We start from the raw sequence: 14711 nt of genomic DNA on the forward strand, positions 1-14711 counted from the left end.
CTGTCCCAATTGGCCCAAACATGGCATTGATCCTGACATGGAACAGCAAGCCGTACTGACATTTCCCGGCAGAAACCCCGCTGACCAGCCCCAATTTGACCCGCTTTGCCGGGAAAGTCCTCGCTCTTGCTTGACGCCGGAGTCAAGGGCGGACGTGTCCGGGGGAGGAGGGGCGGTCCAGGGCTCTGCCGTTCACCGGTGCTGCCGCGCTGCTGCCGGTTGACGGGCGCGGGCGCGTGCGGCGTGAGTCGCGGCGGGGGACTTCGCCGGTCACCCGGCCCGCATGGCGGATGGCCGGGTGGTCGATCGGCAGGTGCCGGCGGAACGTGTCGATACCAGACAGAATCCACCTTCTGTCTGGTATCGCCGGGATGTCGGAATCGGGGGCGGGTGGGGGGTCAAAGGCGGTTGACGAAGCGTGAGGCGGCGCGCTGGCTCATGCCGGTCTCGCCGCGTACCAGGAAGACGGCTTCCTGGATCTGGCCGAGCGCCTTGAGCTCGCGCGCCTGGTCGACCAGGTCGATGCTGGGGCTTGGACGGTTCTTGGGGCGTTTGGTGGCGCGTACGGCCAGGATGATCAGCCAGATGGCGGCGGCGGTGACGACGGCCGTCAGCGCGACCAGGCCCGGGGTGGAGATGGCCAGGCTGGACATGCACGGGCACCTGCCCGGCGCTCGGCGCTTTAGTCGGCCGCGGCGGCGGATCCGGCGCGGGAACCCCTGTTTTCCAGGGCTTCCCGATTGCTCGATAATGAACATTATGTCAAGTAGCGCTTGTCCGGCCCACCCCCCCTGCCGCCGTCGCGGCGGCGGGACGGCGGGTCGTGCCGCTGTGCCTGCCGTCCGTCGAGCGCGCTGCCGCCGATCCTGAGCCGTGCTCTGGGTCGCGGCACCCCGGCGATGCTCTCGTGCGCGGCACGCCGGCGATCGGGAGCCGCCGGTTCGCTCGTGCGGCTGTCCGGCGCGGCGCTGTTCGTGCCGGGCTCTCGCCGCGCCCGGCGGGGTTCGGGGCAGGTCGTCCCTCGGCGACGGCGCCGCGTGCCGCGAGTCGCGTACCGGGAGAAGAGCCGCCCTTGCCGACGACGCGCGCCGGGGCTCCTCTCCCCCGGCGGCGCGGTGCGCGAGCTGTCGTCATCATGCGCGGGCGACTGGCGTGCGGCCGGGTGAAGTGGCGCGCGGTGAGTGGTGAAGCGGTGGCCGCCGAGGGCGTGAGGCGGGGCTGTTCGGGCGGCTGGTGGGCGATCTGGAGGCGGCGGGCGCGCGCGGCGCGGGAGAAGGCCGAGGAGCCGGCGGGCGGTGTGAGTGGGGCGGTTCTGCCGTTCGCTCATCACCCGGACCTGGAGCTGGTGGTGGATCCGGGCCTGCTGCGGGTGCTGGAGATCTTCTTCGACGCGGCGCGGCTGGAGCGGCCGCTCGCGGTGGTGACGGACGATTACGTGCGGGCGGTGTCGCCGCGGGTGGCGCCGATCGCGGTGGCGTCCTGACCTGGCCTCTCCCCTCCCCCGGCGGTGCGTGGCGGGCGCGGGCGTCTTGACGGTCGTCTTGACGCCCTGTGGATTGACTGTCTTTTCCGGGTGGGTGGACTTAGGGTGGGTGTTCTGCTATTCGCGCCGCGAGAGGGGCAGCACATGGGGAACGGGTCCGTTTTATGCCCGGTGTGTCAGGGGGTTCTTCCTGCTGACGGCAGGGAGGCGTACACGCCGCTGCGGGGGCGGTTGATCGTGACGAACGGGTATTGCGGGGGTGGCTGCGCCGAGCGGCGGGCCGAGGAGGAGCGGGCGCGTCAGGCTCGCGAGGCGGTGGCTCCGATGACGGCTCCGGTGTCCGCGCCGGGGGCGGTGCCTGGTCCTGTCGGTGTTCCGGTGGGTGTGGGGGGTGTCCCGGGGGCTGGGGTGCGGGTGGCGCGCTAAGGGCGCGCCTTTTGCCCGTTTCGCGGGTTTCCGCCGTGTGGCGGGGCCCGCGTTGTCGCGTGTGATCCTCGTTGTCCTGTGTCAGACGTGGCCGTCGGTGGTGTGCCAGTAGTCGCGCGTTCGGACGGCCAGTCCGTCGGCGTCGAAGCGGACGAGGACGCAGCCGGCGAGGGTGACGGGCCGGTCGTCGTCGAGCGCGTGGACGCGGAACTCGATGGCGGCCTGGTCGCCGTCGACGAGGGGTGCGGCGAAGGTGACCTGGGGGTCGGTCTCGCCGGTGAAGGACCATCGGACGTAGTCGGCGATGGCGGCTCTGCCCTCGTGCGGCGGGCGGAAGGGCATGGAGATGTGGACGGCGTCGTCGCGGTAGAGCGCGACGATGGCGTCGGTGTCGTGGTGGGTCCAGCCGTGTTGCCAGGTGTCGGCGAAGCGCTGGGCGGCCGCTCGGGTGTCCATGCCCTTCATTGTCGGGTCTCGGGTGTGGGGCCTGACGGTTTATCGGGTTGCGGAACTGTCGGTGGCGGCGGCTAGGGTCTGGCGTCGTGTCTGGAGTGCAGCCTTTGATTCACGCGCGCGGGCTGGTCAAGCGGTTCGGTGACTTCACCGCGGTGGCCGGCATCGATCTCGACGTGGCCCCGGGTGAGGCGTTCGGGTTCCTGGGTCCGAACGGCGCGGGCAAGTCGTCGACGATGCGGATGATCAGTTGTGTGTCGATGCCGTCGGCGGGTGAGCTGCGGATCCTGGGGATGGATCCGGTGCGGCAGGGCCCGGCGATCCGGGCGCGGCTGGGGGTGTGCCCGCAGCTGGACAATCTGGATCCCGACCTGACGGTGCGGGAGAACCTGACGACGTACGCGCGGTATTTCGGGCTGTCGCGGGCGCAGGCGCGGGAGCGGGCGGAGGAGTTGCTCGACTTCGCGCAGCTGCGGGAGAAGGCGGGCAGCCGGGTCGAGCCGTTGTCGGGCGGGATGAAGCGGCGGCTGACGATCGCGCGGGCGATGGTCAACGACCCGGATCTGGTGCTGCTCGACGAGCCGACGACGGGGCTGGATCCGCAGGCGCGTCACCTGCTGTGGGAGCGGCTGTTCCGGTTGAAGCAGCGCGGGGTGACGCTGGTGCTGACGACGCACTACATGGACGAGGCCGAGCAGTTGTGCGACCGGCTGGTGGTGATGGACGGCGGGCGGATCGTGGCGGAGGGGTCGCCGCGGTCGCTGATCGAGCGGTATTCGTCGGCCGAGGTGGTGGAGCTGCGGTTCGGTGACCGGGTGCTGCGTGAGGTGGTGCCCGAGCTGGAGGGGGTGGCTGATCGGGTGGATGTGCTGCCCGACCGGATCCTGGTGTACGCCAAGGACGGTGACGGGGCGCTGTCGGAGGTGCATCGGCGGGGGTTGGCGCCGTCGAGTGTGCTGGTGCGGCGTTCGTCGCTGGAGGATGTGTTCCTGCACCTGACCGGTCGGACGTTGGTGGACTGATGGCGCGTCCTGCGGTGGCGGTGCTGGAGCGGCACCTGACGTTGTACAAGCGGTTGTGGCGGGCGTCGGTGTTCTCGTCGTTCGTGCTGCCGGTGCTGTTCCTGGCGAGCATCGGGCTGGGGGTGGGCGGTTACGTCGGCGAGGTGGGCGGCGTGCCGTACGTGGAGTGGATCGTGCCGGGGGTGCTGGCGTCCACGGCGTTCCAGATGGCGGTGGGTGAGTGCACCTACAGCGTGCTGGGTGAGTTCAAGTGGTCGCGGCAGGCGCACGCGATGTACGCGACGCGGGTGTCGGTGCCGGACATGATCGCGGGCTGGCTGGCGTACGTGGTGCTGCGGGTCGAGGTCGCGGTGGTGGTGTTCCTGGCGGTGGTGGCGGCGTTCGGGGTGCTGGGCTCGGCGTGGGCGGTGCTCACTCCGCTGGTGGCGGCGTTGCTGGCGTTGTCGGTGGCGGCGCCGGTGACGGCGTTCTCGGCGTCGATCGACCATGACAGTTACTTCGCGTTGCTGTTCCGGTTCGTGATGATCCCGTCGACGTTGTTCGCGGGGGTGTTCTTCCCGGTGGAGCAGTTGCCGTTGCTGGTGCGGCCGCTCGCGTACGTCTCGCCGCTGTGGCACGGGGTGGAGCTGTGCCGGGCGGCGACGCTGGGGGTGGCGCCGCCGTGGCCGGTGTGGGCGCATGCGGGGTATCTGGTGGTGTTCGCGGTGGCGGGTGTGGCGTGGGCGCGGGTGGCGTTCGCACGGCGGCTTCGGGACTAGGCGCGGGTTCGGGCGCTGGGGGTTGGCGATGGTGACGTTGGCGGTGGCCCGGCGGGTGTCGGCGGGCCGGGTGGGTGCGGTCGTGGGCCGCAATGTGGGGGCGTTGCGTTCGGGGGCGTCCTACTGGCTGGTGCTGGTGTCGGGGTTCTTCGAGCCGCTGCTGTACCTGCTGTCGATCGGTGTGGGTGTGGGTGCTCTGGTGGGGAGCGTTCCTGCCGGTGACGGGCGGGTGGTGTCGTACGCGGTGTTCGTGGCGCCGGCGATGCTGGCGGCGTCGGCGATGAACGGGGCGCTGGCGGAGACGACGTTCAACTTCTTCTTCAAGATGCGTTATGCGAAGACGTTCGAGGCGATCTTGGCGACGCCGGTGCGGCCGGTGGAGGTGGCGCTGGGTGAGCTGTGCTGGGCGATGGTGCGCAGTTCGGTGTACACGGCGCTGTTCCTGGTGGTGATGGTGGTGCTGCGGCTGGCCGATCCGTGGTGGGCGGTGGCGGCGTTCCCGGCGACGATGCTGGTGGGGCTGGCGTTCGGGGCGGTGGGGATGGCGGCGTCGACGTTGCTGCGGGGGTGGCAGGACTTCGATCTGATCTCGGCGGCGCAGTTCTCGTTGTTCCTGTTCTCGGGGACGTTCTCGCCTGTCGGGGATTATCCGTTGGTCTTGCGGGTGCTGGTGGAGGCGCTGCCGCTGTATCACGCGGTGGAGCTGGTGCGGGGGCTGACGTTGGGTGCGCCGGGGTGGGCCGCGTTGGGGCATGCGGCGTATCTGGTGGCGATGGTGGTGGCGGGGTTGTGGTTCGCGGCGCGCCGCATCGAGCGGGTGCTGTGCGCCTGACTGTCGGGGTGGGGGCGCCTCAGGCGGGTGCGGGCGATTGCGGTGCTTTCGTGGGTGCGGAGGTCGGGTGGGGGCATGGCGCGGGAGGGGGTGCGTAAGAAGGCCGCCAGGCGGTAGGCAAGAAGAGCGCTGGGCGGTGGGCAAGAGCGCTGGGCGGCTCGTCGAAGCGGGGCCGGAGCCACATCTGAGGCCCCGCTAGCCGAGGTCCTCCGGCAGCGTCTTGGGCTGCTCGTCCAAGAGTAGGCCCCGCCGCGTGGCGCGTGCCGCTGGAAAGGCCGTCCTCCCCCTCCAGGAAGCAGGAAGGCCGCTCTCCCCTCCCCCGCTTCGCCTCTTCCCGCCCACGCCCGCCCTTCCCTTTCCCGCCTCCTCCCCTGCCTGGCCGGCCTCGCTCTGCCTGGCCTGGCCCGGCGCCGGGCTCCAGCGCCCCGCGCGGCGCTGGAGCCCGGCGCTCGCCCTGCGTGGCCCTGCGTGGCCCTGCCTGGCCCTGCCTGGGTCTGTCTAGCGATGCCTGGCCATGCCTGCGTCTGCCTGGTCCCTGCCTGGGTGTGACACGGCCTGGCCCGGCCCGCTGCGGCCCAGCCGGGCCGTAGCTCGGCCGCTCTGGTTCGTCGTGCGGCGGTCCGCTCTGCGGCGGCTCGTCCCGGCGTCGGCTCGTCGTGGCGTTGGCTGTTGTGTGTGGTGGCGAGGGCTACGGTGCTCGTGAGGCGGTGACCGGTGGAGAGGCTGAGGCGGGTCTCCCCCGGTCCGGCTGGCCGGTCTGCCGGGGTCGGAGTGGGGTCGGTGGGTGGAGGACCATCGCCGGTGCTCGATGGGGTTGTACGGCGTCCTCCCTCGGTGGCTTTCTGCTGATCTTCTGGGGGTGCGGTCGGAATGCGGGAGAAACGGGTCGCGAGCTGTGGTTGTCGCTGGTCAGCAACGGCTGCGGCGATGTCCGCGGCGGTCGCGGAGTTACGTGTGGTGCGTTTCTGCGCTGGGGCTGATCATCACCGTCAGCTGCGCGGTGGTCTCCGGCGGCCGGGCGTTGGGAGTGTCATTCCGTCGTCTGTTCCAGCAGGCGTTCGGCCAGGCGCCGGACGGCGGGGCGCAGTTCCTGTGGCGACAAGATCGTGAATCGGAAGCCGAGCCCGGCGAGCATGGCGGCCATGCCGTCCAGGGACTCGGCACGGGTCTGCAGGAGGACTCCGTCCGTTGTCTCGGTGAGGGTGGCCACCGATGGCGGGATGCGGCGGGACGCCTCGGCGAGGGGAACGTGCAGGATGACTTCGACGATGTGCGCGTACGGTACTTGGGCCAGCGACGCGGTGACCTGCCGCACCGGGTCGGAGTTGTCGGGGATCTCGTAGGAGGCCGTCCCTGGGACGACGGAGGAGATCCGGTCGAGGCGGAAGGTGCGGATCTCGCCGGACAGGTGGTCGTGGCCGGTCACGTACCAGCGGCCGGAGTGGAGGACCAGGCCGTGGCCGTCCAGTTCGCGTTCGGTCTGGGCGCCTTTCCAGGAGCGGTAGCGCAGGGTGACTCGGCGGCGGTCGCGGATCGCGGCGGCCAGGGTCAGCACGGCGCGGCCGGCGGGGGTCGGCGCCGCGCGGTCGGCGAGGGTGAAGTCCAGGGTCTCCTCCAGTGCGCCGACCTGTTCTCGTAGCGTGGTGGGCAGCACTCGGCGGATCTTGGCGAGGGCGGCTTCGGTGGCGTCGGCGGCGAGGCCCAGGCGGCGTCCGGCGAGCAGTCCGAGGACCACGGCGGTGGCCTCGTCGTCGGTGAGCATCAGCGGTGGCAGTTTGTAGCCGGGCATCAGTTGGTAGCCGCCGTAGCGGCCGCGTTCGGCGGTGACCGGGATGCCGAGTTCGGCGAGTCGGGCGGCGTAGCGCCGGATGGTCCGTTCGTCCACGCCGAGGCGCTGTGCCAGGTCGCGGCCGCTCAGCCCGTGGTGGGCTTGGAGCAGTTCGAGCATCGTCAGCATCCGGGTTGCCGGATATGACACAGGTCACCCACTTAATCCGGGCGGGTTCTGTCCGCTATCGGCTCTAGCGTAGCGACATCGGAATCACTGGAAGGACGATGAGATGGCGAACTACGTGCTGGTTCCCGGCTTCTGGCTCGGCGGCTGGGCTTGGGACGAGGTGGCGCAGCAGCTGCGTGCCGCGGGACATCAGGTGCGGGCGGTCACGTTGACGGGGCTGGCGGAGAGGGCTGGGGAGTTGTCGGCGGAGGTCGGCGTGGAGACGCATGTCGGTGACATCGTCGCGGCGATGGACGGATGGGAGGAGGTCGTCCTGGTCGGGCACAGTGGGGCGAGTGTGCCGGTGACCGCGGTCGCCGACCGGTACCCCGAGCGGCTCAGCCGGGTCGTCTACGTCGACACCGCGCCGCTGCCGTCTGGTGTGGCGGTGATCGACTTCAATGACGAGGAGACGCAGAAGGCCTGGCGCGCTCAGGTCGGGGACGGTTGCGCGCTCGACGTGCCCTCTTTCAAGGAGGGGGACGGGCAGTTCGCGGGGTTGACCGAGGAGCGTTGGGCGCAGATCCGGGAGAGGGCGACGCCGCACCCGTGGGGTGCGGTCACCCAGTCGGTTCAGCGGCCGCAGCGGATCCCGGCGACGCCGAAGACGATGGTGGCCTCGACGATGCCGGTGGCGTTGATCCGTGAGCTGATCGCTTCGGGGAACCCGGCGTTCGCCCCGCTCGGCACGCCGGAGTGGACCTTCGTCGAGCTGCCGACCGGTCACTGGCCGATGTTCTCGCGGCCGGCGGAGCTCGCCGCGTTGCTCTGACGACCTCCGCTTGGTGTCCGGGCCTGATTCGTGCTTGTTCCCAGGGGGCCTGTGATCGCCGCCGGTCCTCCCGACGCGGTGCTGGAAGACGCCTCCGACATGGGGCGGTGTGACGATCCGTCGGGATGCTGGGGTGCCGGCGGTGTGCGAGCTGGGGCTCAGGTCCGGGCTGAGCACTCCTCGTCCTGGCCGAGATCGGGGTGGCGCCTGCTGGAGCGGGCCGGGGTTCGCCGAATGTCCGGGGGTGTCACGACGGTCATCGGTGCGGCCCTGCGGTGGATGCCCGGCCCCGCTCGGTTTGTGGACGGGCTTGAGTTCGCCGCCGCCGGGGCGGTTCTCCTAGGGGTACCAGTAAGAAACGTGTCATGAGCCCCAAACGGCGTTGATCTTGTTCCGGGGCAGTCCGGAACCCTGCTCAGTAGTCCGTGATGAGGGCGTCCAGGGCGGCGGCCTTTCGGCCTCGGTGGGCAAGGCGTAGGCCGCTTTGAGGCGTCCTCGGCGTTGAGCGTCCGGTCCTTCCATGGCCCGATGGCATCGGCCGGGTCGGGTCCCGGCTTGGCGAGTGACAGCGTGGCCATGGCGCTCGCTTTCGCTTTGGAGCTGCGCCCTCGTCATGCTCGCGCGCCACGTCCCCGACGTCGCAACCACCTCATCCAGCAAGCCGAACCCCTGCTACGTCAACGCGCCCTCGACGTCTCCGACGCTCACCGCCGATCAGCGCTGCGCCACAGCGCGCTGCTCGGCCTCGCCCACATCGCAGCAGGCGACCTCGATCAGGCCGTGCACGCCGGGCGCCTCGCGGTGCGACGGCTTCCGATGGTGACTTCAATCCGCTGCCAGCCCCTGCTGGGAGAGCTCCGCTCCGAGCTGGCCGCCCATGCCCAGAGGTCCCAGGATGTGCGAAGCCTCATCGCAGAGATCGACACCCACGTGCTGGGTCTGTCTCGGCGCTGACGGCGGATGGGAGAGAACAGCCCCGGCGCGTTCGTCCTCCTGAGACTTGGACCAAGCCGTGGCGGCGGCTACTCATGCCATCCGCTGCCTGGTGGGAGTGGACTCCGCCAGGTCGACGGCGACCCGAGGAACTGAGGGGCAAGCTGGCGGAGTACCGGCATGTGCCTGTGATCGGACGTTGTGGCGCCGCAACGCCATCGCGGGCATCACCGCGCCCCGGCGACTCGGGGCTCGGCACCGGCCACAGGTCGCGGACCACGTCCTTGACGAAGGGGCCGAGCAGCGGATCCTGGTCGGCGAGCACTGGGCCTGGCCGACGACGTGCCTGGCCAACAGGGCCTGCCGGTAAGAATCGCACCACACGGCCCAAACGAGCGGCGTCGCCGCAGGTCACGGCGCGCGACGGTGTCACCCGCAGAGGGCCGGTTTCGGTCCGGGCGTTCGGGGATGAGTCAGGCGCCCTGCGGCGCGATAAAGCTGGATCGAGCGTTTTCAGTAGTTACGGGGGTCGAGGCCGGCAACATCGCTCCCTGACCGGACAGAGCGCACGGTCGGTCCGGTCACCTGGATCCCATTGCCGTAGTTTGATGCCGTGACAAGGATGCGGCCGCTAATCCGGTCCGACCAGCACGTGGCTGCTCCATCGCCGCAACCCCGTCACTCCGCCCGGGATCGAGTCGCAGGTCAACGCCCTGTCACGTGTTCCTCTACCCTCCGTTCCCGGTGGCATTGGCTGCTGCGGTCGCGAATAGGCGGCGCTGTTGGTCGCTCAGAAAGCCGAGGCGGAAGCGGTCTTCGATGAGCGCGATGGCGAAGTCGAGGATGGCGATCTTGTTCGCGATCTCGTAGTCAGGGTCCGCGTTTTCGAAAAATCTGCGGGCTTCGTCCCAGTCGATACTTGCTGTGTCGTTGTCACGGTCGTCCGACACGCAGTAATAGACGAAATCGCCCTCGTCGTGATAGAACCACCCGCTCTCGGTGTCGGCGATAAGGAGTTCGACGGCGGCGATCTCGGCTCGGCTGCCGTGGCGTACCCCGGCGCGGAGTCGTTCAGCGAGAGTGCTCATGCGAAGATTGTTTCACCCCGCTCGGGGGCCGGGGTTGACGTTCCCGCCGAATCGCCGCAATTGCCCTGTATGACCTTGAGCGAACCAAGATCCATATCAGCGCCAACGGCGGCCCTCAGGTCTTCTCGACCCCGGTTATACGCACCGTCGCTTTGGGCCTGTGGTGCGATTCTTACCGGCAGGCCTCCTACGGGTGTTCGGATGCGACAGAACCGCGTCATAGCGGGCATGGGGCCGTCATGACGACAAGGGGCGGTGTGGGGCGGTGGTCAGGCGGGGCCGAGGACGGCGGGGGTGGCCAGGGCGCGGGCGGTGTCGGCGGCGTACTGTTCGTCGGCGGTGTCGGTGAGGCCGAGGACGACGGCTTGGCTGAGTCCGGTGAGCAGGCCGCGTAGGGCGATGGCGAGGGGGCGCCGTGGTGGCGGCGTCCGGTGAACAGGTCGGTGAGGCGTTCCTCGTGGGAGCGGACGGCGGCGGCGAGGCGAATCGGCGCAGGTCGGGGTCGCGGAGGTCGGCGTCCTGTCCGGACTGTGAGGGGCGGCGGATGCGGGTGAACGTGTCGAGCGAGATGGATGTGCGCCGGGGTGGTCGCTTCGTCAGCGATCTGACGGCGTCGGCGTGCCTGGGGTGTGGGCGGGTCTTCCTGTATGTGGTGCATCTGGACAGGGTGCGGGAGGTGTTCGGTTCGGGGCCGTGCCCCTGATCGGCGGTTCTCGCAACTGGAGGCGGTGACGCTGCGGGGGGCGCGGTTCTTCGGCGCCGATCTGCGTGGGGTGCGGCTGCAGGCTGACGATCTCGGCTGGTCCTTCGGCTCGGGGACGGCGCTGGCGGGGGCGGCGCAGGATCTGCTGCTGGTGGCGTACGGGCGCAGGTTGCCGCGGGGGCGGCTGCGTGGGGAGGCGGTGGCACGCTTCAGGGCGGGGTGAGGAGGCGGGCCGCCGTGTCGTTCGCGGTGTTCCCTGGGGCGCCCGCTCCCCCGCCGCGACCGTGGAGGGGGCGTCTCCCCCGGTGTCATCGCCCCTGCGGCGGGGACGGGGTGTCAGATGGTGCGCTGGACGCGGGCGGGGTTGCCGGCGGCGACCACGTTCGGCGGGATGTCGCGGGTGACGACGGCGCCGGCGCCGATGACGCTGTTGTCGCCGATGCTGACGCCGGGGCAGACGATGACGCCGCCGCCGAGCCAGACGTTGTCGCCGATGGTGATGGGTTCGGCCGCTTCCAGCTTGTCGCGGCGCGGTCCGGGCTCGACGGGGTGGGTGGGGGTCAGCAGTTGGACGCCGGGGCCGATCTGGCAGTCCTCGCCGATGGTGATCGTCGCGACGTCGAGGGCGGTGAGGTTGTGGTTGATGAAGGTGCGGGCGCCGATGTGGATGTTCTCGCCGTAGTCCACGAACAGCGGGGGTTTGACGTAGGCGTCGGGGCCGAGGGTGCCGAGCGCGCGGGTGAGGGTCTGGCGGGCCTGTTCGTGCTCGCCGGCGATGGTCTGCAGCCGGTACGTCTCCAGGAGCGCCGTCGCCTGCTGGGCGATGCGGGCGCTTTCGGGGTCGTCGGCGATGTAGAGGTCGCCGGCGAGCATGCGTTCGCGGTTGGTGCGTGGGTCGCCGGCGAAGTGGTCGGTGGAGCTCATGTGTTCGACCGTACGAGGTGTGGCCGGGTGTCAGTGCGGGGCGGGGGCCTGGTCGAGGAGGAGCGCCAGTTGCTCGGGGCTGGAGGTTCCGCCTGCTGCCAGGACGGTGGCGCCGGGGCCGGTCAGGACGGCGTAGGGCGGCCAGGGGATGGCGTTGGCGTCGAACACGTGGGGGTCGGTGAGGTGCGGCAGGTGGATGTCGTGGTCGTCGAGGTAGGCGTGTACGTCGTCCGGGTGGGCGGCGCTGACCAGGACGACGTCCAGGCGGGCGGAGGCGGCGGCGAAGGCGGGCAGCATGGCCGAGCACAGGCCGCAGCCCGGGGAGACGAGGGCGTACAGGGTGGGGCGCGGACGGGGCTGGGCGGGGTCGGCGACGGTGAAGCGGTCGCCGGGGCGGGGCCCTGGAGGCGGGGGCGGCGCGGGGCGGACGAGCAGGGGCGGCAGGAGGGCGGCGGCCAGCAGGAGCGGCGCGTACAGGAGTTGGGCGGCGGTGAACGGGGCCGCTCCCCCGGCGGTGGCGGCGGCCGCGAGGGCGAGCAGCAGGCCGGTGCGCAGGAGTGTGCGGGGGCCGACGGCGTCTGAGCCGCCGAAGCAGCCGCAGGGGGTGCGCAGGCCGCGGTACGAGACGGTGGCCATGGCGGTGAGGAACGCGGCGAACAGCAGGCCGGCCAGCAGCGCGCCGGTCCTGCGGGTGGCGGGGAGGGTCAGGAGCGCGGACGCGGCGAGTTCGGCGGCGATCAGCAGCAGGGCGGCGGGAGTGGTCAGGCGGGTGGGCAGCAGGCGGTAGCCGGCGATGTCGGAGGCGAATCGGCGCGGGTCGCGGGCCTTGGTGGCGGCGGCGGGCAGCAGCACGGCGATGAGAGCGAGGTGGGCGGAGCCGAGGACGCCGGTGACGAGGGCGTTCACGCGACCGCCGCCTGGGCGCGGCCGGGGAGACGGGGGGCGTCGGTGGCGGGCCGGGTCACGCGGTCGCGTTCTGGCGGGCGGCATCGCCCGGGAAGCTGTGCGGTGGCGGGCCGGGGGCAGGGTGGGACGTCGGCGGCGGTGGCCCGGCGCTGTCGCGGTGGGTGGGTGGTCACGAGGTCATCCGTGGGGGTGGTCGGCGTGGTCGTCGAGGCGGTAGGCGGCGGCTTGGAGGCCGTACAGCTCGGCGTACAGGCCGCCGAGGGCCATGAGTTCGGTGTGGGTGCCCTGTTCGGTGACGCGGCCGTGGTCGAGGACGTAGATGCGGTCGGCGTAGCGGACGCTGGCCAGGCGGTGGGTGATCAGGACGATGGCGCGGCCGTCGGCGTGCTTGCGGATGCGTTCGAACAGGGCGTGTTCGGCGCGGGCGTCGAGGGCGGAGGTGGGTTCGTCGAAGATGACGAGTTCGGCGTCGCGGTAGAAGCCGCGGGCCACGGCGATGCGCTGCCACTGCCCGCCCGACAGGTCGTGGCCGCCGCGGAAGCGGCGGTCGAGGAGGGAGTCGTACCCGTGGGTGAGGGTGGCGACGACCTCGTCGGCGCCTGCGGCGGTTGCCGCTTCGGCGAGGCGTGCCTGGTCGAGGGGGCGTCCCATGAGGATGTTCTCGCGGACGGTCAGGGGCCAGCGGGTGTGGTCCTGGGCGATGACGGAGATCAGGCCGCGCAGGTCGAGGCGGGTGATGTCGGCGCCGTTCCAGCGGATGGCGCCGGACTGCGGGTGGTACAGGCCGGCGAGGAGTTTGGCCAGGGTGGTCTTGCCGGAGCCGTTCTCGCCGACCAGGGCGATGACCTCTCCTCGGGCGACGGTGACGGCGGCCTCGCGCAGGGCGGGGCGGTCGGCGCCGGGGTAGGTGAAGGTGACGTGGTCGGCGGTGAGGCGGGCGAGCCGGGCCGGGGCCGCAGGTGTGACGCCTGTGCCGGTGGGTGCTTGCGCGGTGGGTGTGGTGCGGGTGGTGGCCAGGGCGTGGAAGGTGAGGTAGTCGCCGAAGTACAGTCCGGCCTCGTACAGGCGGTTGAGGGTCTGGACGAGGCCGGCCAGGGAGGTCTGGCCGGTGCGGATGGCCAGGACGGCGGTGCCGGCGACGGCGAGCGGGATGACGCCGGCGGCCAGCAGCGCGGCGAGCGCCGCGTAGACGCCGAGGGTGGCGGCGCCGGTGAGCAGGTCGCCGCCGGCCTTGACGGCGGTGCGGCGGCGGGCGACGTCGAGTTGGACGCGCTGTTCGAGGGCGGCGACCTTGGCGTATTCGGCGAGCAGGAAGTCGCGCAGGTCGAAGGCTCGGACCTCGGCGGCGGGCTGCCGTTCGGCCATGAGGTCGGACAGCATGAACTTGCGGCGCCGCGCGGCTGACAGGCGGTAGAAGGCCTGGTAGCCGAGTTTGCCGGCGCGGACGGCGGCCCATCCGGCGGGCAGGGCGGTGAGGAGCAGCAGCGGCATCAGCAGGGGGTGGAGCAGGCCGAGTGCGGCGGTGGCGGAGGCGACGCCGACGGTGGCGGTGAGGGCGGCGATGGTGGTCTCGACGACGGTGGCGGTGTCGGGGACTCCGCTGTCGCGGGCGCGGCGCATGGCGTTGTGGAAGTCGTCGTCGTCGAAGGCGGCCAGGTCGACGCGGGTGGTCAGGTCGAGCAGGCGGGTTTCGGCGAGGCGTTCGACCTGGGGTTTGAGGCGGGCCTGGGCCCAGGTGGCGGCGGTCAGGAGGGCGCCGCGCAGGGTGGCGGCGGCCGCGAGGAGGGCCAGGGAGGGCAGGGCGTCGCGGACGCGTCCGGGGGTCGGGCCGCCGGCGAACAGGGAGGTCAGGACGTCGGAGGTGGCGACGAAGCCGTAGACGGTGAACGCTCCGGCCAGGACGTTGCCGGCGAGGGCGACGGCGGTGTCGCGGCGGCCGGCCTGCCAGGCCAGGCGCAGGGCGGAGGCGACGAGGAAGGGCAGGCGGCGGGCGATGGCGGCCAGGCCGGCGTTGAGGAGTTCCTCGTCGTGGGTCTCCCAGTAGGCCGTCTCCAGGCCGGACCTGTCGTCCGGGGCGGTGTCGCGTCTGTCGTCGGGTTCGTCGTCGGGTTTCTGGTGCGGTTCGGTGCTCGTGGCCGTGTGTCGCCACGTCCCCCAAAGTTTCATCCGAGCTGCGTTCTCCGGCGGACCACCCGGCCAATGTAGGTGAAGTCATCTGGCGTGTAAAGGTGCCTGGAAAGGGGCTCCGGCGGGTACGGGGCGGGTGGCGGGTTGCCTGTGGACAGGCCTGCCGGGGTGTGCCCATAATGCCAGAGTTTGGCCGTGACCCGGCATTGTGGGTCGCGGTCATGGCCCGGGTAATTGCGTCTATCCGATGTTTTTCCCGGGTGTGGGACCCATCCCGGCCGTTCACCG

The 14711-nt window shown here is 71.2% G+C and carries 14 protein-coding genes; 7 read left to right on the forward strand and 7 right to left on the reverse strand.

The window, feature by feature from the left end; all coding sequences use genetic code 11:
- Window positions 1-398 precede the first annotated feature (398 nt).
- The gene (locus tag BMX74_RS04395) at window positions 399-653 is read right to left on the reverse strand and encodes a hypothetical protein (protein WP_055501732.1); all 255 of its coding nucleotides are present in this window, start codon (window positions 651-653) and stop codon (window positions 399-401) included.
- Window positions 654-1177: 524 nt separating this feature from the next.
- Between BMX74_RS04395 and BMX74_RS04400 the strand changes: the two genes are divergently transcribed.
- The gene (locus BMX74_RS04400) at window positions 1178-1483 is read left to right on the forward strand and encodes a YbaK/EbsC family protein (protein WP_143078553.1); all 306 of its coding nucleotides are present in this window, start codon (window positions 1178-1180) and stop codon (window positions 1481-1483) included.
- A 507-nt stretch (window positions 1484-1990) separates the two neighbouring features.
- Here BMX74_RS04400 and BMX74_RS04405 read toward each other — a convergent pair.
- Window positions 1991-2365: a nuclear transport factor 2 family protein gene (locus tag BMX74_RS04405; protein ID WP_055501733.1), complete on the reverse strand. Its 375-nt coding sequence runs from the start codon at window positions 2363-2365 to the stop codon at window positions 1991-1993.
- Between the two features lie 86 nt (window positions 2366-2451).
- Between BMX74_RS04405 and BMX74_RS04410 the strand changes: the two genes are divergently transcribed.
- The 3 genes from BMX74_RS04410 to BMX74_RS04420 are packed head-to-tail and all read left to right on the forward strand — an operon-like array spanning window position 2452 to window position 4974.
- Window positions 2452-3384, forward strand: a complete 933-nt coding sequence (locus BMX74_RS04410) for an ABC transporter ATP-binding protein (RefSeq protein ID WP_055501734.1) — start codon at window positions 2452-2454, stop codon at window positions 3382-3384.
- Window positions 3384-4142, forward strand: coding sequence for an ABC transporter permease (locus tag BMX74_RS04415; RefSeq protein ID WP_055501735.1), 759 nt, complete (start codon window positions 3384-3386; stop codon window positions 4140-4142). Before BMX74_RS04410 ends, BMX74_RS04415 begins: the two co-directional genes overlap by 1 nt.
- 28 nt (window positions 4143-4170) lie before the next feature.
- The gene (locus tag BMX74_RS04420; RefSeq protein ID WP_091098860.1) at window positions 4171-4974 is read left to right on the forward strand and encodes an ABC transporter permease; all 804 of its coding nucleotides are present in this window, start codon (window positions 4171-4173) and stop codon (window positions 4972-4974) included.
- Window positions 4975-6004: 1030 nt separating this feature from the next.
- Here the strand turns inward: BMX74_RS04420 and BMX74_RS04425 are convergent.
- The gene (locus BMX74_RS04425; protein WP_091098465.1) at window positions 6005-6952 is read right to left on the reverse strand and encodes a helix-turn-helix transcriptional regulator; all 948 of its coding nucleotides are present in this window, start codon (window positions 6950-6952) and stop codon (window positions 6005-6007) included.
- Between the two features lie 82 nt (window positions 6953-7034).
- On the opposite strand from BMX74_RS04425, the gene BMX74_RS04430 reads away from it, so the two are divergent.
- Both BMX74_RS04430 and BMX74_RS04435 read left to right on the forward strand, forming a co-directional pair.
- Window positions 7035-7742, forward strand: coding sequence for an alpha/beta fold hydrolase (locus BMX74_RS04430; protein ID WP_091098466.1), 708 nt, complete (start codon window positions 7035-7037; stop codon window positions 7740-7742).
- 570 nt (window positions 7743-8312) lie between these two features.
- Window positions 8313-8696 (forward strand): hypothetical protein, encoded by a 384-nt coding sequence (locus BMX74_RS04435; RefSeq protein WP_143078554.1) that lies wholly within the window; start codon window positions 8313-8315, stop codon window positions 8694-8696.
- Between the two features lie 707 nt (window positions 8697-9403).
- On the opposite strand, the gene BMX74_RS04440 is transcribed toward BMX74_RS04435, so the two are convergent.
- Entirely contained in the window at window positions 9404-9763 is a 360-nt protein-coding gene (locus BMX74_RS04440; RefSeq protein ID WP_055501739.1) for a hypothetical protein, read from the reverse strand.
- A 728-nt stretch (window positions 9764-10491) separates the two neighbouring features.
- Here BMX74_RS04440 and BMX74_RS04450 point away from each other — a divergent pair.
- Window positions 10492-10689 (forward strand): hypothetical protein, encoded by a 198-nt coding sequence (locus BMX74_RS04450; RefSeq protein WP_218153872.1) that lies wholly within the window; start codon window positions 10492-10494, stop codon window positions 10687-10689.
- 113 nt (window positions 10690-10802) lie between these two features.
- On the opposite strand, the gene BMX74_RS04455 is transcribed toward BMX74_RS04450, so the two are convergent.
- The 3 genes from BMX74_RS04455 to BMX74_RS04465 all read right to left on the reverse strand — a co-directional run bounded on the left by BMX74_RS04455 (window position 10803) and on the right by BMX74_RS04465 (window position 14462).
- Window positions 10803-11390 carry a sugar O-acetyltransferase gene (locus BMX74_RS04455; RefSeq protein ID WP_091098474.1) on the reverse strand — a complete coding sequence of 196 codons (588 nt, stop codon included), beginning with the start codon at window positions 11388-11390 and terminating at the stop codon, window positions 10803-10805.
- Window positions 11391-11420: 30 nt separating this feature from the next.
- A complete protein-coding gene (locus BMX74_RS04460) occupies window positions 11421-12296 on the reverse strand; it encodes a MauE/DoxX family redox-associated membrane protein (protein WP_177227221.1) in 876 nt (291 codons plus the stop codon).
- Window positions 12297-12473: 177 nt separating this feature from the next.
- Entirely contained in the window at window positions 12474-14462 is a 1989-nt protein-coding gene (locus BMX74_RS04465; protein WP_091098479.1) for an ABC transporter ATP-binding protein, read from the reverse strand.
- Window positions 14463-14711: the final 249 nt, after the last annotated feature.

Origin of the sequence: Nonomuraea pusilla, assembly GCF_900109355.1 — a bacterium.
GTDB lineage: Bacteria > Actinomycetota > Actinomycetes > Streptosporangiales > Streptosporangiaceae > Nonomuraea > Nonomuraea pusilla.